Here is a 24,700-nt window from a genome sequence, read left to right on the forward strand (position 1 = left end):
CCAAACCTTCCTTTCATTACTGTGTGAGACTTGATACTTTCGCCTGGCAGCAGATTCCGAAGAACCCGCCGCCGCGTCACGCATCAAGCGCCCACACTTATCGGCTGTTAGTTTTTAAAGATCGATCCGCTCACGTCGCGCCGCCCGCTTCAACCACCCGGCACCGCTTCGTTCTGCGTCGCTGCATCAGCAGCAGAGAAACGAGATTATGAAGAACTTTCGCTGCGGCGTCAACAGGTTTTTGTTACTGACTGAACCTGTCACCACCGCTGGAAGCCTTGCCACTGCTGGCTCTCCCGCTTCCCGTGCCCCGGCGTCCGGAGCACGAAAGAGCGAGATTCTAGCGAGCCAATCCGCACCTTGCAAGCGTTATCTGTACGTTATCGGTATTTATTCAAGGCGTTTTTTCGATCCGGCCGATGTCTTCGGCAACTTGGGGTTTGGCGTCGCGCTCCAACGCACCTGCAGCCGGGGCGCCAATAGTCCAGTCGTGCAGCACCGTGTATGCAACCGCTAGCAAAGTTGGGCCGATAAAAACGCCGAGGAAGCCGAACGCGAATGCACCGCCCAGAATGCCCAGCATGACCAGAATCAGCGGCATATCGCTGTTCTTACCAATAAGAATCGGCTTGATGACATTGTCAGACATGCCGACAACCAGTACACCCCACACCACGAGAAAAATGGCCCAGCCCGTTGCTCCGCTGTGATAGAGCCAGATCGCCGCAGGAAGCCATACGATCACCGGGCCGCCTGGAACCACCGAGAGGAAAAATGTCGCCAGCCCGAGCAAAGCCGGCGCGGGCACGCCCGCGACCCAGCAGCCGAACCCGGCGAGAATTCCCTGAACCAGCGCCGTGCCGAGAATTCCGTAGACAACGCCCTTGATCGTGCTGCCCGCCAGCGCCAACAGATAGTCGGCGCGCTCACCGGCGATACGCCGCATGCCAGCAGTGAGCCACGCGCCGGCGCCCTCACCTCCGGTATAGAAGAAGAAAGCCAGCACAATGCTCAGCGCCAGCAGCCCAAGACCGTGCGTGACGGCAATTGCTGCCGCCAGAATCCACTTGCCGGCCGGCGCCGCGAACGTACGCAATTGCGCGATCAGCTCAGAGTTGCTGCTGGTCAGATGCTCCCAGAAAGCCTCGATGCTCGAGCCGACCACGGGAATCCGCGCCACCCCCGGCGGCAAATCCGGCAACCCCGCTTCGAACAATCTTTGCACCAGCGCAACTATGTCGTGAACGCGTGCGCCAAATGCAAAGCCCGCGTACACAAACGGTCCGAGCACAACAATCAGGATGATGAAAACAATCAAAGTGGCAGCCCACCGACGTCTTCCGCCAAGAACGGCGGTCAGCCTCCGGTAGAGTCCCCACGAGCTGTAGCTGAGGATCGCACCCCACAGCAGAGCGGTCGTGAAAGGCGCGAGCACCAGTAGCGATCCGCCCACCAGGATGATCAAAGCAAACACCGCGGCCAGACGCTCGATCAGTTGGTCCGATTTCACCATGTATCTCCTCTTACGCCAGACCACGGCGGCAAATACGAACGCGTGCGGGCGCCCGCCGACGAACGCGTGTGGGCGCCCGCCGAAAACGGGCAGTATATAGAAGCGACCAGCAGCTCCTTGCGTTCGTCGACGGTCTTACATTATTTGACGAAGTTGGCAGCGCGTGGCTCATCGGACATCCACCGAACGTCTGCTTTTTCGCGCAGAAAAGTCCGAATCCATTCCGCCCTGCGCGTCAAACCATATGGCGCCACGGAAACGACTAGAATATAAGGTTCTGTGCACCCCAATTTCCGGATTTATGCGCTCGCGAATCGCCAAACGTCTCCCCCCTGATGCCGACAAGCTCGTCGGTCTTTCGCTCGCGCTTTTCGCGTCGGGCAGCCGCACCGAAGACCGCTTCTGGGAAGCGAAACTCGACGCGCTGCTGGCCAAGATCGTGCGTAACGCCAACCAGACTACGCTCGACGCCGCGCTCGATCACCTGCAGCAGAATCATCCCGACGCTTATGGCGCGCTCGCCGACATGGCCGAAACGCATAGCGAATCGTTCGTGATCGAGCACGAAGGCGTGCCCCATGAGGCCCTGCTGATTGCCGCGCCCGTGCTGGCCTGGACTCGCTACATGATTCCGTCCGGCCCGCTCAAAGCCGACGCCGCCGACGCTTTGCGCGCGCACCTCCAGGCGCACGTACTCGCCGCGAATACGCGCGTCGCGATGGCTCCGTTCCTTTATAGCATCGACCAACTGCCGCGCCATCACGTCGAAACGTGGCGCATTGCGCAGCAGTTGGCGCACGCAGCCATGGCCGGCGGCAACCTCAAGCTCAATTTCGGCGAACTGCCGGAAACCTCGCCGATTCTGGCCGACCCGCGTTTCCTGCTCGCCGTGGTCGCGGCACCGGTCGGCGAGCCGACCTTCCGTTGGCAGGAAGAGGAACACGGCAACCGGATCGAGCGCGGGCAATGCCTCGAACAATGGGCAACGCAAGGCGGCGCCAACCTGTCGCTGGTGCTCCCCGGCTGCGAGTTCGAGTGCTTGTTGCCGGACGCCTACTATTCGGCCTGCCGCGACGCAGACGAACGTGTCCGCCCTCACACCGTCCGTACCGCCGTGCGTTATCTATTCGACACAATTGGCGCGGCGCCGCAGGAACTGCGCGCAGTGGTCGCTGGCTTCGGCGAACGGCGCATCGACGAATACCGCGTCGGGTTTACGCGCCGTGGCAGCAACGACGTGATCTACGGCGTCGTGTGGCCGCTTTACGGCCGGGAGAATGGCGACGCAGGCATCGACGAAGAACCGCAGGAAGCTATCGAGACGGACGCCCCGCTCGAGGAGATCGTCGCGCTGCTCAAGGAAACCGGCGTGACAGACGTGCGCCGCCACGCGGGCCGGTTCGAGCCGGAATATTGCGATGACTGTGGCGTGCCGCTGTATGCCGACCCGCTCGGCGAAATCGTTCACGCGGAGATGCCGGAAGACGCAGAACCCGCGCAACCGCATTTTCACTAGGCCACGCGCGCCTGGCGCGCCGTCGGTCGCATCAGATGCCCCGCCATGCGCGGGGCTTTTTTTATGCGTCGTTCCTCCTATGCCTTTTGGACAGGCCGTCAAAACGAAGGGAATTTGTCATCATAGGCATGGCGACGCATCGCAGCACGCTTAGGCCACAAACGGCTGGCGAATGCATCGCGCCACTTCGCCCGATTCCTCTGGAGACATGCATGCGATTCTCGATACTCAACTCAGACGCGGAACGACGCGATGGGCTCAAAGCGCTGTTACGGCAAATCAACCGGCTGGCGCGTTTCAATGAAGCACAAGACTGGCGTCAGGTGGAGCGCGCGCTCAAGCGTCAGCGGCCCGATCTGCTCGTGATCGACTGGCAGGCGTGGATGTCGGTTGCCGACGTCCGGCACATGCTCAGCCACTACCCGGACCTGCGCATTGCCGTACTGACCGACACGATCTCGCCGAAGGCCGTGAGCGATCTCATGGACGAAGGCGTACTCGGCGTGGTGCCGCGCGAAACCGATCCATGCCTGATCGTGCGCGCCTTTGAAATGGTGCTGCTCGGCGGCCACTACGTGCCGTCCGGCGCGCTGGCGCTCAATCCGCCGCTGCCGGCCGACACCACCATTCGCGCGTTCGACGAAAAGAATCCGCCGCCACGCCGCGCGAGGCTCACGAGCGGCCTCTCGCCCCGGCAGGAGCAGATCATGCGCTGCGTTCACATGGGCAGCACCAACAAGATGATCGCGCGCACGCTGGGCATCAGCGAGGGCACGGTCAAAATCCATCTGACGAGCATATTCCAGACGTTGGGCGCGCCCAATCGCGCCGCCGCCGTCGCGCTTTACAACGGCTGGCTGACGAACCATTTGCAAGTCCTGAGCAATAAAGGAGAAGCCCGGCCGCATCCGGTGATGAGTCAACCCGACGTTGCGCCGTTGCAGCCCACCCCTAAACGGCGCTTCAAGTATTCGTTGCCGGCCACCGACGCCACCGCCCCTTTGCCGATGGCAGCCGAACCCGCAACGTCCTATGACGACGCGCCAGCCGACGAGGTCGCGCCCGAGCCGAACGCGGAAGGTTCGACCTGAAGCGACGTAGCGCGCGCGAGGCGTGACGCGTGATTCCAGCCAGCGCCTTCAGTGGCTGGCATGGAATCCGCTCACACCTTTTCTCGTCCAACGAGTAATATGGAACTCATGGGTTTCCTCTATACACCGCTTCCGTTCTGGATCGCTGTCGGTGGCTGGATCGCCACCGCCATGGTGGTTGCGCTCGCGCTATGGAAAAATCCTTTCAAACGACTTCAGGACGGCACGTTGCAGCATGTCTGGCTGGCCATCATCGCCGCCGTCTCGGTGCTGTGGGCAAGCAACGCGTGGCTCGACGACGGCACCGTCATGCATCTGCTCGGCGCGACACTGGTCGTCACGCTGTTCGACTGGGCGCTGGCGTTGATCGCCATGGCGGTGGTCACCGGTTTGGCCGGCCTGATTTTCGACGCGCCGTGGCAAGGCATCGCACTTACTTTCCTCGTGTTTGGCGCGGTGCCAGTGGGCATCTCGACATTGCTTCAACGTGCAAGTGTTGCCTGGCTGCCACGTAATCTCTTCATGTTCATCTTCGGCCAAGGTTTCGTGTCGCCGGCAATCGCCGTGTCGCTCACCGCGGCCGCCGCGCTCGGCGTTCACATTGCGCTTGCCGACGGCTCCATGAAGGTTATACCCGTCGGCTATGCGCTCAGCGTGCTTCTGCTCGCCACCGGCGAGGCGTGGTTCACGGGAATGTCCACGGCGTTGATCGCGGTCTACCGCCCCGCATGGGTCACCACTTATGATGTGCGGCGATACCGATTGGGCGGCCCGCGCACGTGACAGGAGCGCAACTTCCAGCGCCCCATTCATCTGACCGTGGCCTTGGTCGCATTCATACCTGCTTCATACGTTTTAACGCGAATTTCCTACCGAAAAACGTCGGTGAAAAATGCGGCAAAAAATATAGTTGCCGCACGATTGAACTCAACCCTGTCGCCAGGCATCTTACGTGCCTCACGTCTCACTAGCGCCTAACGAACTAGATGGATTGCACCAACGTACCGCGCCGATTGCTGCGGTTGGTCGGCCGGTTGGCAACATTCGCCGCGAGTCTCTCGCTCGCGTGCGCTGCTCCCGCATTCGCCGACCAACTCGAACAGCACAACGATCTCGTCAACAGATTCGTAAACGAAATGCACGCCGATCCGCTCGTTGCGGACTGCGCCGCTCATGGCGATTTCGTCGCCAGCACTTCAACCGCCTTCGACCATGTGGAATTTCCACCCAGCTCGTTCGACAGCGCGCACGCGTCGATCACACCGTGGAACGATTCGTTCGACGAGGGCAAGCAACGCGTCAAGGTAGACAACATCGTCACCGTCGAAGGGCTCGGCATCCGTCCGAACGGCGGAAGCGATGCTGCCGACCTCAAGTTCCGCTGCGGCTACGTCGGCACGCAAATGCTGGCTTTCAGCTGGAACGATCCGGTGCCGCCCGCGCGAGCGCGCAGCTCCGAACCATCGCAATCGCACGCCACGTCGGGCAAGCATCGCGGCGTGAAGGGCAAGCAGGCGGTGAGCGGTAAAGGCGCGAGGAAAGGCACGGCGAAGTCCGCGAAATCCACTTCGGGTAAATCGTCGAAAGCAGCATCGGGTAAATCGTCCGGCAAGAAGTCGGCAAAGAAAGCGCACTAGCCGCGCGATTAGTCGGTCAATAAAAAGAGGCACACACGCAAACCGTGTGTGCCTCTTTTTTGCGTCGCCGCTCGAGCAACACATCGAGCAACGCATGGAGCATCATCAAACCAGCATCAGGCAAACGTCTCCACGTGCCGCAAAATCGCTTGCAACATCGCCGCGCCCAGCGACGCACTGCGCTCGCCATTCCAGCCCACTCGTTCGTCCGGCAAATTGGCGTTGTCCTTGAATGGCATTTCAAGCGTCAATGACAGGCAGCCGAATTCGTTGCCGATATATTTCGACGCGAGCTTGAGCGCGTCTTCGCGATACTTGCTCGCAGCGTAGCCGTGCTTGTCCTGGAAATCCGGGCTTGCGTGTTTGAATGCCTCGATGAACGCCTTCTGCTCCTCGCCCTGCCGCTCGGTGAAACCCGGCAGCATTTCGGAGCCGGCCACGAACACATAGGGCAGCGCCTCGTCGCCGTGAATATCGAAGAAAAGATCGCAACCGGTCGCGTGAATCGCGTTGCGCACCGCGAGCACCTCGGGGCTGCGCGCGGCGTCCGGCTCCATCCACTCGCGGTTCAGGTTGGCCCCCGTCGCGTTGGTGCGCAGATTGCCGCGCACGCTGCCGTCCGGATTCATGTTCGGCACGATGTAGAACACGGCGTGATCGTACAGTTTGCGCGCGACCGGATCGCCGGCCCAATCGCCCCAGCCCACGAGACGCTTCACGAGCCCCTCGATAAACCATTCGGCCATGGTCTCGCCGGGATGCTGACGCGCGATCAGCCAGATCTTTTTTTTCGCCGCGTCGCCGGTTTGCGGCGTGGCGAGTGTCAGCAGCGACACCGGCCGGCCTTCCACTGTCGTGCCCAGTTCGGTGAGCGCGGCTTGCGGCATCTGTTGCACGGCGCCGAGAAACTCCGCGTGGCGCTCCTCGCTATACGGCTCGAAGTACGCGTAATAAATGCGATCGAAGTCAGGCGTGTGGTCGATCGTCAGCATACGGCCGTCATAAGACGTGGGTACGCGGAACCAGTTCACGCGGTCGTAACTCGCGACGGCCTGGTAGTCCCGCCAGCCTTCCGCGAACGCGCACGCCGCCGCGTTTTCGAACGTCATCACGCAGCGCTGGCCCGCCGCGCCCGACAACCGGAAGTAGAACCACTGCGCAAACTCCGCGTGGCTGTCGGACCGCACGCGCAAGCGGATATTGCTGGCTTCGTCGCAGGACAGCACCTCGATCGCGCCCGCGTCGAAATTGCTCGTAATCGATAAACTCATGATGTGGTTTCCTGCATGTGTTTGGGGCGCCCCTCTTATTCAGCGACGCGGCGGCGAAATACGTACGTGGAATCATTCGACGCTTCGGCGTCGAACGCATAGCCTTCGGAGTCAAACTCTTTCAGTTGCTCGGGCTTGTCGAGACGGTTTTCAACCGCATAGCGCGCCATCAAACCGCGCGCGCGTTTCGCATGAAAACTGATGATCTTGTAGCGGCCGCCCTTCCAGTCTTCGAAAACGGGCGTAACGACAGGCGCCTCCAGCAGCTTCGGCTTGACCGACTTGAAATATTCGCCCGACGCGCAGTTCACGAGCACGCGCGAGCCTGCGGCGCGCTTTTTCAATTGCGCGTTCAACGCCTGCGTGATCCGCTCGCCCCAGAACGCGTAAAGATCCTTGCCGCGCGGGTTAGCGAAGCGCGTGCCCATTTCCAGCCGGTACGGCTGCAGCAGATCGAGCGGACGCAGCAAGCCATACAGCCCCGACAATACGCGCACGTGACTCTGCGCAAAGTCCAGATCCGCCGACGATAAAGTCCTCGCGTCGAAGCCCTCGTACACGTCGCCATTGAATGCCAGCACCGCCTGCTTCGCGTTGTCCGTGCCAAAGCGCGGCGACCACTGCGCATAGCGCTCGAAGTTGAGGTGCGCCAACTGGTCGGAAATGCTCATGAGCGAGGCGATCTGCTGCGGCGACAAACGGCGCAGGCCGCCGATCAATTCGGCGGCGTCGTCGATAAAATCGGGGATGGTGTGTTTCTTGACGTGTGGCGGGGTTTCGTAGTCGAGCGATTTCGCCGGCGACAGAACGATTATCATAGAGGCTTGCAGGCACGCCGTGCCTGGCGGTCAAAGACGAAAGCCAGATTGTAACGAATGCCCGGTTCCCATGCCTCACGCGGCGCTTTGCGCGTCGTTCTCGATTCCAATGTGTGGATCGACATCCTCGTGTTCGACGATCCGCACACGCGGCCCATTCGAGCCGCGCTCGAAAACGGCGCGCTCGCCGCGCTGATCGACGCCCGCTGCCTCGCCGAACTGACTTACGTGCTCGACTATCCGCAATTCGTCGGGCGGAACGTGGACAAGTCCGCCGCACTCGCCATCGTCGCGCGGCTCGCGGAACTGGTCGAGCCAGCCGCGCCGCCCGAAGACGCGAAACCCTTGCCGAAATGCAAAGACCGCGACGACCAGAAGTTTCTGGAGCTTGCACACGCCGCCGAGGCAGACTGGCTCATTTCGAAAGATCGCGCGGTGTTGAAGCTCGCGAAGCGAATTGCGCGCGATTTCGGCTTTCAGATTGCGCAGCCGGCGCCGTTCGCCGCTGCGATCAGCGCTACTTCGGACGCGGACACCGAGCCTGTGGCAGGCACAGCCTGACGCCGGTTGAGCCGGGGCCTGGCCTGGCCGGACCTGGCCAGATGGCCAACGGCACACCGCAAGTGCGCACGCAGCGCCGCGATTCCCTACAATCAGGCTTCGCCGGTTTGAAAACGATGCCTTCGCCCACTCACTCGTCACGCCGAACAGCGCCATGAATGCACCGCACGACACCCCCATGAGCCCCTCGTTTCCTTCACGTCTGCCGAACGTCGGCACAACGATCTTCACTGTGATGAGCGCGCTCGCCGCCGAGAAAAACGCGGTGAATCTCGGCCAGGGCTTTCCCGACTTCGGCTGCGATCCGCGAATCGTGGACGCGGTCGCGAACGCCATGCGCGACGGCCACAACCAGTATCCGCCGATGGCAGGCGCCGCGCCGCTGCGAGAAGCGATCTCGAACAAGATCGCGAATCTGTACGGCCGCCGCTATGACGCCACCACGGAAATCACGGTCACCGCGGGCGCTACCCAGGCGCTGCTCACCGCCATTCTGTGCGCGGTCCATCCGGGCGACGAAGTGATCGTGATCGAGCCGACGTACGACAGCTATCTTCCGTCAATCGAACTGGCGGGCGGCAAGCCCGTCTTCGTCACGCTCGACGCACCCGACTACGCGATCCCATTCGACAAGCTCGCCGCCGCGATCACGCCGAAAACGCGGCTCATTCTGATCAATACGCCGCACAATCCGACAGGCACTGTCTGGCGTGCGGAAGACATGCGCAAGCTGGAAGACATCGTGCGCGGCACCAACGTGCTGATTCTGTCGGACGAAGTGTACGAACACATGGTCTACGACGGCGCGCCGCATGAGAGCGTGGCGCGTTATCCGGAACTGGCGCAGCGCAGTTTCGTCGTGTCGAGCTTCGGCAAGACGTATCACGTCACGGGTTGGAAGGTCGGTTACGTGGCGGCGCCCGCCGCGCTCACCGCCGAGTTCCGCAAGGTTCACCAGTTCAACGTGTTCACGGTGAACACGCCGATGCAGATCGGTCTGGCCGAGTATATGAATAACCCGGCGCCGTATCTGGAACTGCCGTCTTTCTATCAGAAGAAACGCGACTATTTCCGCGCCGGCCTCGCGAATTCGCGCTTCAGGCTGCTGCCGTGCACCGGCACGTATTTTCAGTGCGTCGATTACTCGGCAATCAGCGACCTTCCCGAAGCCGAATTCGCGCAATGGCTGACGGGCGAGATCGGCGTCGCGGCCATTCCAGTCTCGGCGTTCTATCACGAGGCGCACGAGTCGGGCGTGGTGCGCTTCTGTTTTGCCAAGCAGGAAAGCACGCTCGCCACCGCGCTCGAACGACTGACGCGGCTCTAGAATGTCACGCGCGATGCCGCGATCGAACCCACGTTCCTCGCCATCGCGCGCAGCGGCTCACGCGTGCGTCGATGTTTGCGTCGCGCGCCGCCGGCCGCTTTCCGCGCGGCGGCGCAACCTGTCACGAGGAACGCGACGCCGCGATGTACGCCTTGCGGTCTTCGGTCACGCGCTGCGCCGCCGGCCGGGCACTGATCGCCTTCACATAGCTCTTCCAGTCGAGCCCCGCGTCGAGCAGAAAATCGCGACCGTAGATGGTCTGCGTCGCCATGCCGACGAGCGGCAAGCTCACATAGCCCGCCGCGTCGGCGACACTGAACTGCTCGCCGCGCAGATACGGCGCGAACTTCGCGATCCGCCTGAAGCCGGCAATGTGATGCGCGAGCAGTTTCTCGACACGGCCCTTGGTCGCGTCGCTCACCGTGCCGCCGAAAAACGCCTCCTTGTAGAGATTGCGCGCCGTCAGTTCGAGATGCACGTCGACGAAGGTGATCAGCTCGCGCTCCTTCGCGGCCTCCCACGGATCGGCGGAAAAAATCGGCTTGTCGGGAAAGCGCGCCGCGAGGTATTCGACAATGCATTGCGATTCGCACAGATCGCCGTGTTCGGTCCGCAGATAAGGCACCTTGCCAAGCGGCGAGTGTTCGAGCACGGCCTCGTCCTGACTCGGCATCACCGACACTTCCTCGAACTCGATACCGTGTTCGAGCAACACGAACTTCACCTTGTTGTAGTAGTTAGAGAGCGCGAAACCGCACAGCTTGATCATCGTTGTCTCCTTCCTTTCGGGGTGTGTGAAACCGCTGATTGAATTCCAGATCCGGTTCGATATGACAGCCGTCTGGCAATCATCCTGCATTCGGTGAATTGCACGATTGTGCTATTTTAAAATAACCATGGAGTCGAGCAACACAATGACCTCTCGCAATTTCAGCATCGAGACTATCGGCATTGTCGGAACCGGAGCAATGGGCCGCGGCATTGCGCAGATCGCGGCGCTCGCGGGCCTCACGGTGCGTCTCTACGACGCGAACCCGGCAGCTATCGGCGCCGCGCGCGACTACCTCGCCGAAACCTTCGCCAAACTGACAGCCAAAGGCAAGCTCGATCAGGCGCGTTCGCTGGCCGCGCTCGCCAATGTCACGGCCGCGCATGCAACCAGCGAACTGGTGGACTGCGATCTGATCGTCGAGGCGATCGTCGAAAAACTGGAAGTGAAACAGGCGCTCTTTCGCGAACTCGAAACCGTGGTGAGCGGCCGTTGCGTGCTCGCGTCGAACACCTCGTCGTTGTCCATCACGGCGATTGCGGCCGGCTGCAGCGACCCGTCGCGTGTGGTCGGGTATCACTTCTTCAATCCGGTTCCGCTCATGAAAGTTGTCGAAGTGATCGACGGCTTGCGCAGCGACCGCCATGCCGGCGACGCCTTGATGGACCTCGCGCGCCGCATGGGTCACACGCCGGTGCGCGCGAAAGACATGCCGGGCTTCATCGTCAATCACGCGGGCCGCGGCATGAATACCGAGGGTCTGCGCGTGGCGGGCGAAGGCGTGGCGAGCTTTGCCGACATCGACCGGATCATGCGCGAGCAAGCGGGCTTTCGTCTTGGCCCGTTCGAGCTGCTCGACCTGACCGCGCTCGACGTGTCGCATCCGGTCATGGAGTCGATCTACCACCAGTTCTACGAAGAGCCGCGCTTCACGCCCTCGCCGATCACCGGCACGCGGCTCGCGGGCGGACTGCTCGGCCGCAAAACGGGCGAAGGCTTTTATCGCTATGAAGACGGCAAGCAGCAGGCGAGCGCCGAAGCTGCCGCGCCGGGCGCGCTGCCGGCAAGCGTGTGGGTCAGCAAACGCTATCCGCAAGCGCATGAAGCCGTGGTGGAGCTTGTCGGCAAAGCCGGCGTCAAGCTCGACGATGGCGCCGCGCCCGCCGCGGACTCGCTGATCGTCGTCACGCCGTTTGGTCACGATGCGACCGCCGCCGCCATGGACGAAGCGCTCGACGCAAGCCGCGTTGTCGCTATCGACGCGCTCTTTCCGCTCGTCGGCGCGCAACGCCGCACGTTGATGACCACGCCCGCCACCACCCGCGCCGCGCGCGACGCCGGGCATGCGCTCCTTGCCGCCGACGGCGTGCCCGTTACCGTGATCCGCGACTCGACCGGCTTCGTTGCGCAACGCGTGGTGGCGACGATCGTCAACATCGGCTGCGACATCGCGCAGAAGCAGATCGCGACGCCCGAAGACATCGACCTCGCCGTCACGCTCGGCCTTGGCTATCCGCGCGGGCCGCTCGCGCTTGGCGATGCGCTCGGCGCAAAGACCATCCTCACCATTCTGCGCAACATGTTCGACGTACTCGCCGACCCGCGCTACCGTCCGTCGCCGTGGCTCGCGCGTCGCGCACAACTTGGCATGTCGCTGACTCAACGCGACGCCGCCGACACATCAACGGAGACACAACAATGAGCGCCGAACTGCTCGCCTCGCGCCCTCCCGAAAGCGAATCGACACTGGTCCTCACGCTGTCCAACCCCGGCGCGCGCAACGCGTTGCACCCGGACATGTACGCGGCCGGCATCGAAGCGCTCGATTCGGCGGAGCGCGATCCGTCGATTCGCGCGGTCGTGATCGCGGGCGCCGACAACTTCTTTTGCGCGGGCGGCAACCTGAACCGCCTGCTCGAAAATCGCGCCAAAGACCCGTCCGTGCAGGCGCAAAGCATCGACCTGCTGGCGGAATGGATCTCGGCGCTGCGGCTGTCGTCCAAGCCGGTGATTGCGGCAGTCGACGGCGCGGCGGCAGGCGCCGGATTCTCGCTGGCGCTTGCGTGCGACCTGATCGTGGCCGCCGACGACGCGAAGTTCGTCATGTCGTATGCGCGCGTCGGCCTCACGCCCGATGGCGGCGGCTCGTGGTTTCTCACGCAGGCGCTGCCGCGCCAGCTCGCCACGGAAGTGCTGATCGAAGGCAAGCCGATTGGTGCCGCGCGCTTGCACGAACTGGGCGTCGTCAACAGGCTGACCAAGCCCGGCACCGCGCGCGACGCCGCTGTGGCATGGGCCGACGAACTCGGCAAGATTTCGCCGAATTCCGTGGCGCGCATCAAGACCTTGATCTGCGCCGCCGGCACTCAGCCGCTGTCCGATCATCTGGTGGCGGAGCGCGACAGCTTCGTCGCGTCGCTGCATCATCGCGATGGACTGGAAGGCATCTCCGCGTTCCTCGAAAAGCGCGCGCCCGTCTACAAGTGAAAGAAGACCATGTCCGCTTATCAACTGCCCAAACGCCGCCGCATTTTTCTGATGCGTCACGGCGACGTGACGTATTTCGACGACTCCGGCCGCTCGATCGATCCTGAAACCGTGCCTTTGAACGCCAACGGCCGCGAGCAGGCAAGCGCGGCCGGACGTGCGTTCGCCGTGCAGCAGGTTCGCTTTGATCGCGTGATCGTCAGCGGTTTGCCGCGCACCGTCGAAACCGCGCAGCGCGTGCTGGCCGAAACGGGTCAGCAGATCGAACTCGACATCGAACCTGCATGGCAGGAGATTCGCGGCGGCAAGCTGCGCCAGATTCCGCTGCAGGATCTCGAAGCCGCTTTTCTCGGCGTGTTCGACGGCATCGTGCCGGAAAGCACGCGTTTTCTAGATGGCGAAACGATCGGCGAGCTGTTCGATCGCGTGCTGCCCGCGCTTGTCGCATTGCGCGAGGACACGTCGTGGGACACGGTGCTGCTCGTGCTGCACGGCGGTGTGAACCGCGCGATTCTGTCCCACGCGCTCACGGCCGGCGGGCGCACGTTCTTCGGTCATCTGGCGCAGGCCACCGGTTGCATCAATGCACTCGACGTCGGCGCCGCAGCGCGCGACTGGGTGCTGCGCGCAATCAATCATTCGCCGCCGTCGCCGCTGCATCACGACATCCGCAATACCACGATGGAAATCCTGTACGCACAATTCATCCAGTTCTCGCGTAGCTGAAGCCGAATCGGAGGAGACATATGGCGCAAGGCCCACAAAGCGGCAAGCCGGAACAGCAAGCGGATTATTCAGCCTTCGAGGGCACGCGTCCCGTCAACGAGCGCCAGCGCTTTGACAGCGACGCGCTCGCCGCATGGCTGACGCAACATGTCGATGGATTTGCAGGGCCGCTCGCGCTCGAACAGTTCGCGGGCGGCCAGTCGAATCCGACCTTCAAACTCGTCACACCCTCGCGTGCCTATGTCATGCGCGCGAAGCCCGGACCGGCCGCGAAGCTGCTGCCGTCCGCGCACGCCGTCGAGCGCGAATACCGCGTGATGCATGCGCTCGCCGACACCGGCGTGCCCGTCGCGAAAATGCTCGCGCTGTGCGAGGACGAGCGCGTGATCGGCCGCGCGTTCTACGTGATGGAGTTCGTGGAAGGCCGCGTGCTGTGGGACCCGTCGCTGCCCGGCACGACCGCGCGCGAGCGAAGCGCGATCTACGACGAAATGAATCGCGTGATCGCCGCGCTGCACAGCGTCGATCCGGCCAGCGTAGGTCTCTCCGACTACGGCAAACCGGGCAATTATTTCGCTCGCCAGATCGGCCGCTGGAGCAAACAGTACGTCGCGTCCGAAACGGAGCCGATCGAGGCGATGCAGCGCCTGATCGAATGGCTGCCACAGCATATGCCGGCGCAAACTCGCGAGCGCGTGTCGATCGTGCATGGCGACTACCGGCTCGACAATCTCGTCTTCCACCGGGAGGAGCCGAAAGTGCTGGCGGTGCTCGACTGGGAACTGTCGACGCTCGGCGATCCGCTCGCCGACTTCGCGTATCACTGCATGGCGTGGCACGTCGACCCCGCGCAGTTTCGCGGCATTGCGGGTCTCGACTGGGCGGCGCTCGGCATTCCCGGCGAGCAGCACTACGTCGAACGTTATTGCCAACGCACGGGCTTTCAGATCGACGGTGACTGGAACTTTTATCTGGCGTACAACATGTTCCGCATCGCCGCGATTCTGCAAGGAATCATGAAGCGTGTCGTCGACGGCACCGCGGCCAGCGCGCAAGCACTCGACGCCGGCCGGCGCGCGAAGCCGATGGCCGAGCTTGCGTGGCGTTATGCGCAGAAAGTGCGTTGACCTTTCGCGCGGACTCGACACGTCGTGCCCTACATTCAATGTCATCCGTTATCCGCGAGGTCATAGATGAATTTCGATTACACCCCGAAGGTTCAGGCGCTGCGCGACAAGCTGCTCGCGTTTTTCGACGAGCACATTTATCCGAGCGAGCACGCGTTCTATGCCGAAATTGCGCAGAACCGGCAGAACGGCAATGCCTGGCAGCCGACCCAACTGATCGAGCAGCTCAAGCAGAACGCGCGCGACGCGGGCCTCTGGAATCTCTTTTTGCCCGACTCGGTGCGCGGCGCCGGATTGTCCAACCTCGAATACGCGCCGCTTTGTGAAATCATGGGCCGCGTGCCCTGGGCGCCCGAAGTGTTCAACTGCAATGCGCCCGACACCGGCAACATGGAAACGATCGAGCGCTACGGCAGCGACGACAACAAACGCGAATGGCTCGAACCGCTTCTGCAAGGGCACATTCGTTCCGCGTTTCTGATGACAGAGCCGGAAGTGGCGTCGTCGGATGCCACCAATATCCAGACCAGCATCGTGCGCGATGGCGATTACTACGTGATCAACGGGCACAAGTGGTGGTCGTCGGGCGCGGGCGATCCGCGCTGCAAGATTTATATCGTGATGGGCAAGACCGATCCCGAGGCGCAGCGCCATCAACAACAGTCGATGATTCTGGTTCCCGCCGACGCCACCGGCATCACGGTGCATCGCCCGCTTTCAGTTTTCGGCTACGACGACGCGCCGCACGGTCATATGGAAATCACGCTCGACAACGTGCGCGTGCCTGCGGCCAACATGCTGCTCGGCGAAGGCCGAGGTTTCGAGATTGCGCAGGGCCGGCTCGGACCGGGGCGCATTCACCACTGCATGCGCCTGATCGGTCTCGCCGAGCGCGCGCTCGAATTGATGTGCAAGCGGTCCATGCAACGTGTCGCGTTCGGCAAGCCCGTTGCCGCGCAAGGCGTCACGCAGGAACGCATTGCCGAGGCGCGCTGCATGATCGAACAGGCGCGGCTCCTCACGCTGAAAACGGCGTACATGATGGACACCGTCGGCAACAAGGGCGCGCGCGGCGAGATCGCCATGATCAAGGTCGTGGCGCCGAACATGGCGTGTCAGGTGATCGACTGGGCGATTCAGGCACATGGCGGCGGCGGCGTCAGCGACGACTTCCCGCTCGCGTACGCTTACGCGTCGGCCCGCACGCTGCGCTTCGCCGATGGCCCGGACGAAGTGCATCGCAATGCCATCGCCAAGCTGGAACTCGCACGCTACATGGAAGCAGGCGCGGCGGCTCGGGCGGAGCCGCCGGTCACGCGCGTTTGATGTTGGTGTTGGGGATTGTTGGCGCTGGGGCGTTGGCGTTGCGTTGATGTTGGCGACAGAGCCCGCCTTGTCGCGCTGAGAAGCGGCGATAAGAGCCGCGCGCCGCCGCCAGCAGCATCGCTCAATCTATGCTCTAATTTTCGTCAAGCGCGGCGCCCTTCGGAGCGCCGCTTCAACGAACTGAAGGAGCAAGGATGATCGACGTCTATAGCTGGGCGACCCCGAACGGCCACAAGATTCATATCATGCTCGAAGAGACCGGGCTCGACTACACGGTCCACGCCGTGAATATCGGCGCCGGCGATCAGTTCGAAGCCGCCTTTCTCGACATCAGTCCGAACAACAAGATTCCTGCCATTGTGGATTCCGAGGGCCCGAAAAGCGCGGACGGCAAACCGTTCTCCCTGTTCGAGTCGGGCGCGATCCTGATTTATCTCGCCGAGAAAACCGGGCGCTTCCTGCCGACCGATCCGGCTGCACGCTATGCGGTGCTGCAATGGCTGATGTTTCAGATGGGCGGCCTGGGGCCGATGCTCGGACAGACGCACCACTTCCGCAACTACGCGCCCGAGCCGATCGAGTACGCAATCAACCGCTACACGAACGAAACGCGGCGCCTGTACGGCGTGATGGACAAGCAACTTGGCAAGACGCCCTATCTTGCCGGCAACGACTATACGATTGCCGACATTGCGTCATTTCCCTGGACGCGCTCGTGGCAAAACCAGGGCATCGAACTCGATGCGTTTCCGAACGTAAAGCGATGGCACGAGGCAATCGCCGCGCGACCGGCCGTGGTGCGTGGCGTCGACGTGCTCGCATCGGCCCGTAAGCCGCTCATGGACGACAAGGCCAAGGAAATGCTGTTCGGCGCGACGCAATACGCGAAACACTAACGCGAGCCGCAGCCTGCACTCGCTTTGCTGCTGCTTGAGCGTCAGAAATAATGGCGCGTGATGAACTCGGCGATGCAGACAGGCCGTTCATTGCCGTGTTGCTCCAGCGTGACGTTCCACACCACTTGCAGCCCGGCTTGATCCACATCGGTAACGGATGCCACGGCGAATCTCGCGCGCAATTGCGCGCCCACCGGGACAGGCGACGTGAACCGCACGCGATTGAGCCCGTAGTTCACGCCCATGCGCTGCACGAGCCGCACGGTTTTTTCGAGCAGCGTGGGAATCAGGGAAAGCGTCAGGAAGCCGTGCGCGATCGGACCGCCGAACGGCGATTCGCGCCGTGCGCGCTCCGGGTCGACGTGAATCCATTGATGGTCGCCGGTGGCTTCGGCGAAACGATTGACGCTCGGCTGATCGATAGTCACCCAGTCGCTCACCAGCGCCTCACCGCCGACGAGCGCGCGCAAGCCCGCAGCATCGCGCAACATTGCAGGAGCCGCCGCGTGTTCCGGCGTCATGACGAAACACCCGGATCGCGCAGTCCGAACAAACTTTTGGACCGCACGATAATCACCGTTTCGCCATGCTGATTAATGCCTTCCCATTGCGTGGACACAATGCCGCGATCCGGTTTGCTCGCGGACACGCGCTTGTCGAGCACGGAATTCATCATGGTGATCGTATCGCCGACGCGCACGGGTTTGAGCCAGCGCACTTCGTCGATGCCGGGCGAGCCCATCGACGTGGAGCCCGCCGGCATGTTACGCACGAGCATGCCCATCATGACCGAGCACGTGTGCCAGCCGCTTGCCACCAACCCGCGGAACGGTGAGGCGGCCGCGGCGGCTTCGTCGAGATGAAACGGCTGAGGGTCGAATTTTTCCGCGAATTCGACGATCTCCTCACGCGTGAAAGTGTGCTTGCCGATTTCGGTCACTGAGCCGACCGTCATGTCTTCATAACTCCAGACCATCGCTTGATCTCCTTGCTGGCCGATTCAACCGGCCGGTCAGCTTTCGGTGCGGACGAAACCGGGCAACGCGGCAAAGCGCGCGAGGTGATGATCGACGTCGCCCAATGTGGTTTCGATAATAGCGAGACGTTTGAACAGATGCGCGGCCGCGACCTCGTTGGTCACGCCCATACCGCCGTGCAACTGAACCGCCTGCTGCCCGACGAAACGCGCGGCTTGCCCCACGCGCACCTTTGCTGCGGAGACTGCCCGGCGGCGTTCATCCGCGTCTTCGCTCGAACAGCGCACGGCGGCCAGGTAAGTGACCGAGCGCGCCTGCTCAGCGTGAATCAGCATTTCGGCCATGCGGTGCTGCAATGCCTGAAAGCGCGCAATGGGCTGACCGAACTGCTGACGCGTTCTGGTGTACTCGACGGTGGCGATGTTCAACGCGTCGAGCGCGCCGACCGCTTCCGCGCATAGCAGCAGCGTGCCGTAGTCCGCGATATGTTCCAGCGCCGCGGCGCCCGAGTGCGCGCCAGCCAACCGGCGAGCAGGCGTACCCTCGAATTCGAGCGTTGCGGCGCGTTGTCCGTCGATCGTGCGGTAGTCGGTGACTTTTACACCTGCGGCATCGCGCGCCACGACGAAAAGAGCGATCTCGCCTTCGGACCGTGCGGGCACGATCCAGTGGTGAGCCTGCGCGCCGTGGAGCACGACGGACTTCGCGCCGATCAGCGTCTGCCGCTCGGCGCTCCCTGTCGCGGTTGTTGCCACCTCGAACAGATCGTAGCGCGCGTGCGGTTCGTGAAACGCGACCGCGAGTTTGATCTGGCCTTGCGCGGCGCCCTCAAGCAGCGAGGCGTCTTCGCCCTGCCCCGTGCCGGCAACGCGCAATGCTTCGATGCCCACCGCGGTCGCCCAATAGGGCTCGACCACCAACGCGCGACCCAGCTCCTGCATGACCACCAGCATGTCGACCGGGCCGCCGTCGAAGCCGCCTTGCCCTTGCGGCACCGGCAACGCCGTCAAGCCCAACTCCGTGAACGCCGACCAATGCGCGTCCGACACGCCGGCTTCCGATCGCACGATGGCCTGGCGCGCTTCGAAGCCGTAGCTCTTGTCGAGATAGCGGCGCAGCGCGTCGGCGAATTGCTGTTGCTCGTCGTTAAAAGTGAAGTCCATGCGCCGCTCCTCAAAGGCCGAGAATCATCTGCGCGATGATGTTCTTTTGAATTTCGTTCGAGCCGCCATAGATCGACGTCTTGCGGTAGTTGAAGTAATACGCGGCCAGCGGCGCGGCGTCGTCGTCTCCCGCGACGCTGTGTTCGCGCTCCCCTTCAAGGAACGGTACGTCAAACGGTGCCGCGAGCGGACCGACGGCTTCGAACATGAGTTCGGTCAACGCTTGCTGCACTTCGGTGCCTTTGATTTTCAGCATCGACGCCTCGGGTCCGGGGCCGCGTCCGCCTGTTTCGTTGGCGACCACGCGTTGCACGGTGACCTCCAGCGCCATCAATTCAATTTCCAGGCTCGCGACTTTTGCCGCGAAGACAGGATCGTGCAGCAGCGGCTTGCCGCCCTTTTTCTGATCCAGCGCGAGCTGTTTTAGAAACACAAGTTCGCGCTTCGACTGACCAACCCGTGCAATGCCAGTGCGCTCATGCCCGAGCAGATATTTCGCGTAAGTCCAGCCGCGATTTTCTTCGCCAACGAGATTCTCGACGGGTACCTTCACGTCTTCAAAAAAGACTTCGTTGACTTCGTGGTCTTCGTCGAGTGTGATGATCGGCCGAACGGTGATGCCGGGCGTCTTCATGTCGATGAGCAGGAACGAGATGCCTTCCTGCTTCTTCGCGCCGCTGTCCGTGCGCACGAGGCAGAACATCATGTCCGCGTGCTGCCCGAGCGTGGTCCACGTTTTCTGCCCGTTGACCACATAATGGTCGCCGACGCGTTCGGCGCGTGTGCGCAACGACGCGAGATCAGAACCCGAGCCCGGTTCGGAATAGCCTTGGCACCACCAGTCAGTCCCGTCGAGAATACGCGGCAAGTAGTGACGCTTTTGCGCCTCGTTGCCGTATTTCATGAGCACGGGCGCTACCATCGACACACCGAACGGCAGCACGGTAGGCGCGCCGACACGCGCGCACTCTTCGTCCCAGATATGCCGCTGGGTCGCGTCCCAACCCGGGCCTCCATATTCTTTCGGCCACGTGACTACCGACCAAGCCCGCGTGCCCAGCAGCTTGTGCCAGCTTGCGAAGTCTTTGCGGTTCAGACGCTTGTGGTTGAGTACTTTCTCGCTCAGACCGCGAGGCAGATTGGCTTCGAGCCAGGCGCGGATCTCGGCGCGAAACGCCTTGTCCGCAGCGGAATAGTCCAGATTCATGCGTAGTGTCTCCTGGCCGCAACCACCCGCCGCCAGCGAGCCACTGCATTATTGCAGCGGTTTCTTCAAGGCAGCCGGGACCGGCAGCGGCATCACTTCGATGCCTTCTTCGACCAAAGCTCGCGCGTCTTCTGGTGTCGTGACACCGCGAATATTGCGTGCGGGCGCCTCGTTATAGTGAATGCGCCGCGCTTCCTCGGCGAAGCGGTCGCCCACGTTCTCAGTCTTTTCCAGTACCTCGCGCAGCGCTCGCATGACGCGCGCCTGCAAATCACTTTGCGCCGCCGCCGGCACGTTCGTCTCGGCCGCACCTGAGAGATTCAGGCGAGGCGCCGACGGCAACCGGCTCACTTCGTTCACTCCGCAAATCGGGCATTCGACCAGCTTGCGGGACTGCTGCGATTCGAAGTCATCAGCCGAAGAAAACCAGCCTTCGAACCGATGGCCATGCGAACACTGTAAATCGAGGACCTTCATTTGGGATCAGGGCTTGCGTGCCAGTTTAGCGTAAAACAAAAATTTGTGAACGATCGTTCGAAAAAAATTCGGACGATGGCTCGAGATCAGGCGCTGCTCATAGAACGGACGTGTGCGCGATTTTAACGCTTTGCGCCGAACGCCGCCGAGCGCTGCCTCGCGCTATCGCGCGCGACGTGCGCAGTGAACCGGCACTGCATTATCGCCGTGCACGACTGACGAACCGCGCACTCCCTTCGTGCCGAGCGCTCGATGGCCCTCATGCCACAAGGCACTCTAGTCGGCGATTGAGCCGCGGCTCAAGTTCGCGCACTTCCTTGGCGAGGTTGATCTGCTTGGCCGACCTCGCGACCTCGGAGATGTCTGACTTGATCTCGTATCCACCGCGCACAATCAACCAGTCCAGCACGTCCGAGAGATGCCACACAGACGCACTCCCCTCATGCACCGGCGCCGGAAACTCAACGGCGTGGCTCAACATCAGCTTGCGCATGTTTTGGCGCGACACGCCGGCAATTTCCGCTACGTCGGTCAAGCCCACGAAATCAGGACCGGCCTCGACAAGCCGCGCCGACGGCACCGCCTTCTTGACGTCGCCGAGCGCGCTGACCAGCGCCTCGAACGCGGACGCGTCTTCGCGCGAAAAGACCAGCGCAAGCCGCCCAGGTTGCCCCACCCCGATGGTTGCATCGTCACACCCGGCTTCGCCCAGGCGCTCGACGATCGCATCGAGATCGCAGTCTTCCGCGGCAAGCTTGTACTTCAACGTGAACACATATTCCATTTCCAACTCCAGTTTTATCGCCATGATCTTTGCCACTCAAGCGCCGCGTTCGCGGTGCGCCGTGCAGTTGTCGACGATGCGCCGCAAGTGCCTGGCGTGATTGAAGGCATTGTTCGGTGTACTCCATACGCTTGATATGCAGAACTCTCCGCAACGGCAGTCGGCGTCTTTGTAGGGGCAATACAATTTTCCCCATGCATGCCCTTTGCCACCGCTCTGTACGCGCCAGCCGCGCCGCTCGGCATAAGCCAACGCGGCTTCGATCTCTTTCTTGGCGTGGATTCCACGAACCATATTTCCCCTCCAATTTAGTGCGCGGATGTGAGGTTGTCAAGTGACAACCTCACATCCGCATTCACGAAATCCGCCAACCTCATATATTTCGGTATCCGAAACAACTGAGCGACACATGCACCGGCGGGAGATTCATATTAGAGGGACGACGGTTAAGAAGCGACTCTGTCGGATGACATAAGACAATGACTCGTTTCTTCAGAAATCCCAGGAAGCCGCTTAGTCCTATTGCGCACCATAATGACAAAAGCCCCTGCCGGTCATTGACTGGCAGGGGCTTATCGCAACCGACACAACCGTCGCGTGTATCAGCAAGGGCGAAGAACTATTGCGGTTGCGCCAGTGGCCATGCGCCCGACAACACCTTCTCCAGCCAGAACGTACCGATCACCGTTTTCACATCGGTGATCTTGCCGGTCCGCACCCACTCCGAGACTTCGGGAACCGTTGCGGTGAACAGTTCGAGGAACTCGCCGTCGTCGAGATTGCGCTCGCCCGCCGTGAGTCCGCGCGCGAGATAGACGTCGATGAACTCCGTCGAATACGAGATGATCGGGTGAATGCGCGTCAGATAGACATACTCACGTGCCGTATAGCCGGTCTCTTCGCGCAACTCACGGATCGCGCACGCGAGCGCGCCTTCATTCGGATCAAGCTTGCCGGCCGGGTATTCGACCATGACCTTACCCATCGGATAGCGATACTGGCTTTCCAGCAGCACGCGCCCGTCGTCGAACAAGGGAATCACCATGACGGCGCCCGGATGCTGCACATATTCGCGGGTGGCCTGCTTGCCGTCAGGCAGGCGAACGGTGTCGCACTTGAGCGTCAGAAACGGCCCTTGATGAACCGTTTTGCTCTCGAGACAGGTCTCGGTAAGAACCGCGTCGTGATCGGGAAGTTCAGCCATATGCGGACCTCGGGACAGCATGGTGCGCGACGGCGAGGCGCCGTCAGCGGCGTTTGAGGAGATATTGGAAAGTGAAGCCGGGGAAGGCGAAGACAACGAACAGCGCGAACGTGATCGCGTAGAACTGCCACCCCTGTTCGAAGCGATTCCCAGCGCGCGCTTCGAGCAGAAAACCGAGCGCGCCAACCACGAAGTACAGCACGATCAATTCGGCAATCCGAACCCAGGCACTCTTCTTCGCCGCCTTCAGGGGCACGGCGGCGAAGAGTCGCTGATTCAGGAACGGCAGGTTGGCGCCAACCAGCGCCAACAGCACGATAAACCAGCCTGCTGCCGACATCAAAACGACAGCGTGTGCTGGATAGCCTGCAGGCAAGCCTTCAACAGCGGATCGGGCACGATGCCGAGCACCAGCACGGCCACGCCATTCAGTGCGAGCAACGCGCGCGTGCTCGTGTCGGCGGTGATGGCAGACTTGTCTTGCGGCTCGTCGAAATACATCAGTTTGACGATACGCAGGTAGTAGAACGCGCCGAACAGCGACGTGATCACGGCCAGCACCGTCAACCATGTCAGGCCCGCGTTCATCGTGGCCTGCAGCACCGCGAGTTTCGCGTAGAAACCGACTGCGGGCGGAATGCCGGCGAGCGAGAACATCATCACCATCATGACGAAGGCGAACACCGGGCTGCGTTGATTCAGGCCCTTGAAGTCTTCGAGCGTGTCCGCTTCGAATTCGCGGCGAGCGAGCAGCATGATGACGCCGAACGTGCCCATCGTCGTGATGAGGTAGACGATGCTGTAGTACATGGCCGAACCGTAGGCGCTGGCAGCGCCCGTGGTCTTATGATCGACCACGCCGGCCAGCAGGCCGAGCAGCACGAAGCCCATGTTCGAGATCGCCGAGTACGCGAGCATGCGCTTGACGTTGCGCTGCACGATACCGGTGATGTTGCCGACGATCAGCGACAGCGCCGCCAGGATCACCAGCATTTCCTGCCATTCGACCGCGAGGGGCAGCAGGCCCATCACGAGGAAACGCAAACCCCACGCAAATGCCGCGACCTTCGGACCGCCGCCGACCAGCAGCGTCATTGCCGTCGGTGCGCCCTGATAGACGTCAGGCACCCACATATGGAACGGCACCGCGCCCATCTTGAAAGCGACGCCCGCGACGATGAAGATCACGCCGAACAGCAGCACGCCCGGATCGTAGTGGCTCTGACCAATCGCCCGGAACACCTCGCCCAATTCGAGCGAGCCGGTGGCACCGTACAGCATCGAGATGCCGTACAGCAGGAAGCCGGAAGCGAGCGCTCCGAGCACGTAGTACTTCATCGCGGCTTCGTTCGACGGCGCAGCGTCGCGGCGCAGCGCAATCACGCCGTACAACGACAGCGACATCAGTTCCAGACCGAGGTACAGCGTCAGGAAGTTGTTGCCGGAGATCATGACGAGCTGACCGAGCAACGAGAACATGCCCAGCAGAAAGAACTCGCCGCGGAACAGGCCGCGATCTTCGAGGTAACGGCGCGAATAGATGATCGTCACGGTGTAGCCGAGCGTCACCACCGCCTTCATCAGATTCGCGAACGAATCCACCACATACATGCGGCTGAAGAAGTAGTGCACCGACGGGTCGAACGCATTGACCGCGAACCAGATGCCGGCGACGAGCGTCGACAGGACCGAGATGAAATACGTGGTACGGCGACCGGCCTGGCCGACGAATGTGTCGTTGAGCCACGCGACGACAACGGCGAGCATCACCAGCGCGTCAGGCAACAGAGCAGTCATAGGGGCGTTTTGCATGGTCTTTAATT

Annotated in this window: 28 protein-coding genes; 13 read left to right on the forward strand and 15 right to left on the reverse strand. The window is 62.1% G+C overall.

From position 1 onward, the window contains the following. Positions 1 to 212, forward strand: a 212-nt coding sequence (locus VOM14_RS15125) for a hypothetical protein (RefSeq protein ID WP_327629533.1), incomplete at its 5' end; no start/stop codon positions are given. Positions 213 to 394: 182 nt separating this feature from the next. On the opposite strand, the gene VOM14_RS15130 is transcribed toward VOM14_RS15125, so the two are convergent. Further along, positions 395 to 1,510 (reverse strand): AI-2E family transporter, encoded by a 1,116-nt coding sequence (locus VOM14_RS15130; RefSeq protein ID WP_327629933.1) that lies wholly within the window; start codon positions 1,508 to 1,510, stop codon positions 395 to 397. Positions 1,511 to 1,814: 304 nt separating this feature from the next. Between VOM14_RS15130 and VOM14_RS15135 the strand changes: the two genes are divergently transcribed. The 4 genes from VOM14_RS15135 (at position 1,815) to VOM14_RS15150 (ending at position 5,757) form a co-directional block, all read left to right on the forward strand. Continuing rightward, the gene (locus VOM14_RS15135; protein WP_327629534.1) at positions 1,815 to 3,029 is read left to right on the forward strand and encodes a DUF2863 family protein; all 1,215 of its coding nucleotides are present in this window, start codon (positions 1,815 to 1,817) and stop codon (positions 3,027 to 3,029) included. A gap of 212 nt (positions 3,030 to 3,241) precedes the next feature. After that, the gene (locus tag VOM14_RS15140; RefSeq protein WP_327629535.1) at positions 3,242 to 4,120 is read left to right on the forward strand and encodes a response regulator transcription factor; all 879 of its coding nucleotides are present in this window, start codon (positions 3,242 to 3,244) and stop codon (positions 4,118 to 4,120) included. Positions 4,121 to 4,228: 108 nt separating this feature from the next. Next, a complete protein-coding gene (locus VOM14_RS15145) occupies positions 4,229 to 4,903 on the forward strand; it encodes an energy-coupling factor ABC transporter permease (protein ID WP_327629934.1) in 675 nt (224 codons plus the stop codon). Between the two features lie 203 nt (positions 4,904 to 5,106). Next, positions 5,107 to 5,757, forward strand: a complete 651-nt coding sequence (locus VOM14_RS15150) for a BspC domain-containing protein (protein WP_327629536.1) — start codon at positions 5,107 to 5,109, stop codon at positions 5,755 to 5,757. Between the two features lie 116 nt (positions 5,758 to 5,873). On the opposite strand, the gene VOM14_RS15155 is transcribed toward VOM14_RS15150, so the two are convergent. Together VOM14_RS15155 and yaaA are read right to left on the reverse strand one after the other, a co-directional pair. Continuing rightward, positions 5,874 to 7,028: a M14 family metallopeptidase gene (locus tag VOM14_RS15155; RefSeq protein ID WP_327629537.1), complete on the reverse strand. Its 1,155-nt coding sequence runs from the start codon at positions 7,026 to 7,028 to the stop codon at positions 5,874 to 5,876. A 35-nt stretch (positions 7,029 to 7,063) separates the two neighbouring features. Then, the gene (gene yaaA / locus VOM14_RS15160; protein ID WP_327629538.1) at positions 7,064 to 7,846 is read right to left on the reverse strand and encodes a peroxide stress protein YaaA; all 783 of its coding nucleotides are present in this window, start codon (positions 7,844 to 7,846) and stop codon (positions 7,064 to 7,066) included. A 57-nt stretch (positions 7,847 to 7,903) separates the two neighbouring features. Between yaaA and VOM14_RS15165 the strand changes: the two genes are divergently transcribed. Together VOM14_RS15165 and VOM14_RS15170 are read left to right on the forward strand one after the other, a co-directional pair. Then, positions 7,904 to 8,407: a putative toxin-antitoxin system toxin component, PIN family gene (locus VOM14_RS15165; protein ID WP_327629539.1), complete on the forward strand. Its 504-nt coding sequence runs from the start codon at positions 7,904 to 7,906 to the stop codon at positions 8,405 to 8,407. Between the two features lie 154 nt (positions 8,408 to 8,561). Then, the gene (locus tag VOM14_RS15170; RefSeq protein WP_327629540.1) at positions 8,562 to 9,734 is read left to right on the forward strand and encodes a pyridoxal phosphate-dependent aminotransferase; all 1,173 of its coding nucleotides are present in this window, start codon (positions 8,562 to 8,564) and stop codon (positions 9,732 to 9,734) included. Positions 9,735 to 9,855: 121 nt separating this feature from the next. Here the strand turns inward: VOM14_RS15170 and VOM14_RS15175 are convergent, their stop codons facing one another. Continuing rightward, positions 9,856 to 10,503 (reverse strand): glutathione S-transferase family protein, encoded by a 648-nt coding sequence (locus VOM14_RS15175; RefSeq protein ID WP_327629541.1) that lies wholly within the window; start codon positions 10,501 to 10,503, stop codon positions 9,856 to 9,858. A 145-nt stretch (positions 10,504 to 10,648) separates the two neighbouring features. On the opposite strand from VOM14_RS15175, the gene VOM14_RS15180 reads away from it, so the two are divergent. From VOM14_RS15180 to VOM14_RS15205, 6 genes are all read left to right on the forward strand, one after another. Continuing rightward, positions 10,649 to 12,205 (forward strand): 3-hydroxyacyl-CoA dehydrogenase, encoded by a 1,557-nt coding sequence (locus tag VOM14_RS15180; protein ID WP_327629542.1) that lies wholly within the window; start codon positions 10,649 to 10,651, stop codon positions 12,203 to 12,205. Then, positions 12,202 to 12,990 carry an oxepin-CoA hydrolase, alternative type gene (locus VOM14_RS15185; RefSeq protein WP_327629543.1) on the forward strand — a complete coding sequence of 263 codons (789 nt, stop codon included), beginning with the start codon at positions 12,202 to 12,204 and terminating at the stop codon, positions 12,988 to 12,990. Before VOM14_RS15180 ends, VOM14_RS15185 begins: the two co-directional genes overlap by 4 nt. 9 nt (positions 12,991 to 12,999) lie before the next feature. Continuing rightward, on the forward strand, positions 13,000 to 13,716 hold the full coding sequence (locus VOM14_RS15190; RefSeq protein WP_327629544.1) for a histidine phosphatase family protein: 717 nt from the start codon (positions 13,000 to 13,002) through the stop codon (positions 13,714 to 13,716). A gap of 20 nt (positions 13,717 to 13,736) precedes the next feature. Continuing rightward, positions 13,737 to 14,843 (forward strand): phosphotransferase, encoded by a 1,107-nt coding sequence (locus tag VOM14_RS15195; protein ID WP_327629545.1) that lies wholly within the window; start codon positions 13,737 to 13,739, stop codon positions 14,841 to 14,843. Positions 14,844 to 14,909: 66 nt separating this feature from the next. Beyond that, positions 14,910 to 16,169, forward strand: coding sequence for an acyl-CoA dehydrogenase family protein (locus tag VOM14_RS15200; protein WP_327629546.1), 1,260 nt, complete (start codon positions 14,910 to 14,912; stop codon positions 16,167 to 16,169). Between the two features lie 194 nt (positions 16,170 to 16,363). Beyond that, entirely contained in the window at positions 16,364 to 17,065 is a 702-nt protein-coding gene (locus tag VOM14_RS15205) for a glutathione binding-like protein (protein WP_327629547.1), read from the forward strand. A 41-nt stretch (positions 17,066 to 17,106) separates the two neighbouring features. On the opposite strand, the gene VOM14_RS15210 is transcribed toward VOM14_RS15205, so the two are convergent. From VOM14_RS15210 to nuoN, 11 genes are all read right to left on the reverse strand, one after another. Next, a complete protein-coding gene (locus VOM14_RS15210) occupies positions 17,107 to 17,586 on the reverse strand; it encodes a MaoC family dehydratase (protein WP_327629548.1) in 480 nt (159 codons plus the stop codon). Continuing rightward, the gene (locus VOM14_RS15215) at positions 17,583 to 18,041 is read right to left on the reverse strand and encodes a MaoC family dehydratase (protein ID WP_327629549.1); all 459 of its coding nucleotides are present in this window, start codon (positions 18,039 to 18,041) and stop codon (positions 17,583 to 17,585) included. Before VOM14_RS15215 ends, VOM14_RS15210 begins: the two co-directional genes overlap by 4 nt. A 36-nt stretch (positions 18,042 to 18,077) precedes the next feature. Further along, positions 18,078 to 19,205 carry an acyl-CoA dehydrogenase family protein gene (locus tag VOM14_RS15220; RefSeq protein ID WP_327629550.1) on the reverse strand — a complete coding sequence of 376 codons (1,128 nt, stop codon included), beginning with the start codon at positions 19,203 to 19,205 and terminating at the stop codon, positions 18,078 to 18,080. A 10-nt stretch (positions 19,206 to 19,215) separates the two neighbouring features. After that, a complete protein-coding gene (locus VOM14_RS15225; RefSeq protein WP_327629551.1) occupies positions 19,216 to 20,412 on the reverse strand; it encodes an acyl-CoA dehydrogenase family protein in 1,197 nt (398 codons plus the stop codon). A 48-nt stretch (positions 20,413 to 20,460) separates the two neighbouring features. After that, positions 20,461 to 20,889, reverse strand: a complete 429-nt coding sequence (locus VOM14_RS15230) for a DUF1178 family protein (protein WP_327629552.1) — start codon at positions 20,887 to 20,889, stop codon at positions 20,461 to 20,463. A 259-nt stretch (positions 20,890 to 21,148) separates the two neighbouring features. Continuing rightward, complete coding sequence (locus VOM14_RS15235; protein ID WP_327629935.1) at positions 21,149 to 21,673, reverse strand: helix-turn-helix transcriptional regulator; 525 nt, start codon at positions 21,671 to 21,673, stop codon at positions 21,149 to 21,151. Between the two features lie 36 nt (positions 21,674 to 21,709). After that, positions 21,710 to 21,967 carry a hypothetical protein gene (locus tag VOM14_RS15240; RefSeq protein ID WP_327629553.1) on the reverse strand — a complete coding sequence of 86 codons (258 nt, stop codon included), beginning with the start codon at positions 21,965 to 21,967 and terminating at the stop codon, positions 21,710 to 21,712. A 36-nt stretch (positions 21,968 to 22,003) separates the two neighbouring features. Further along, positions 22,004 to 22,099: a hypothetical protein gene (locus VOM14_RS31425; protein ID WP_442955551.1), complete on the reverse strand. Its 96-nt coding sequence runs from the start codon at positions 22,097 to 22,099 to the stop codon at positions 22,004 to 22,006. A 193-nt stretch (positions 22,100 to 22,292) separates the two neighbouring features. Continuing rightward, positions 22,293 to 22,877 (reverse strand): NUDIX hydrolase, encoded by a 585-nt coding sequence (locus tag VOM14_RS15245; RefSeq protein ID WP_327629554.1) that lies wholly within the window; start codon positions 22,875 to 22,877, stop codon positions 22,293 to 22,295. Between the two features lie 43 nt (positions 22,878 to 22,920). Continuing rightward, positions 22,921 to 23,217 (reverse strand): DUF2818 family protein, encoded by a 297-nt coding sequence (locus tag VOM14_RS15250; RefSeq protein WP_327629556.1) that lies wholly within the window; start codon positions 23,215 to 23,217, stop codon positions 22,921 to 22,923. Then, positions 23,217 to 24,689 (reverse strand): NADH-quinone oxidoreductase subunit NuoN, encoded by a 1,473-nt coding sequence (gene nuoN, locus VOM14_RS15255; RefSeq protein ID WP_327629557.1) that lies wholly within the window; start codon positions 24,687 to 24,689, stop codon positions 23,217 to 23,219. The genes VOM14_RS15250 and nuoN overlap by 1 nt, the downstream gene beginning before the upstream one ends. Positions 24,690 to 24,700 lie beyond the last annotated feature (11 nt).

The organism is Paraburkholderia sp. MPAMCS5, assembly GCF_036016995.1.
Lineage (GTDB): Bacteria > Pseudomonadota > Gammaproteobacteria > Burkholderiales > Burkholderiaceae > Paraburkholderia.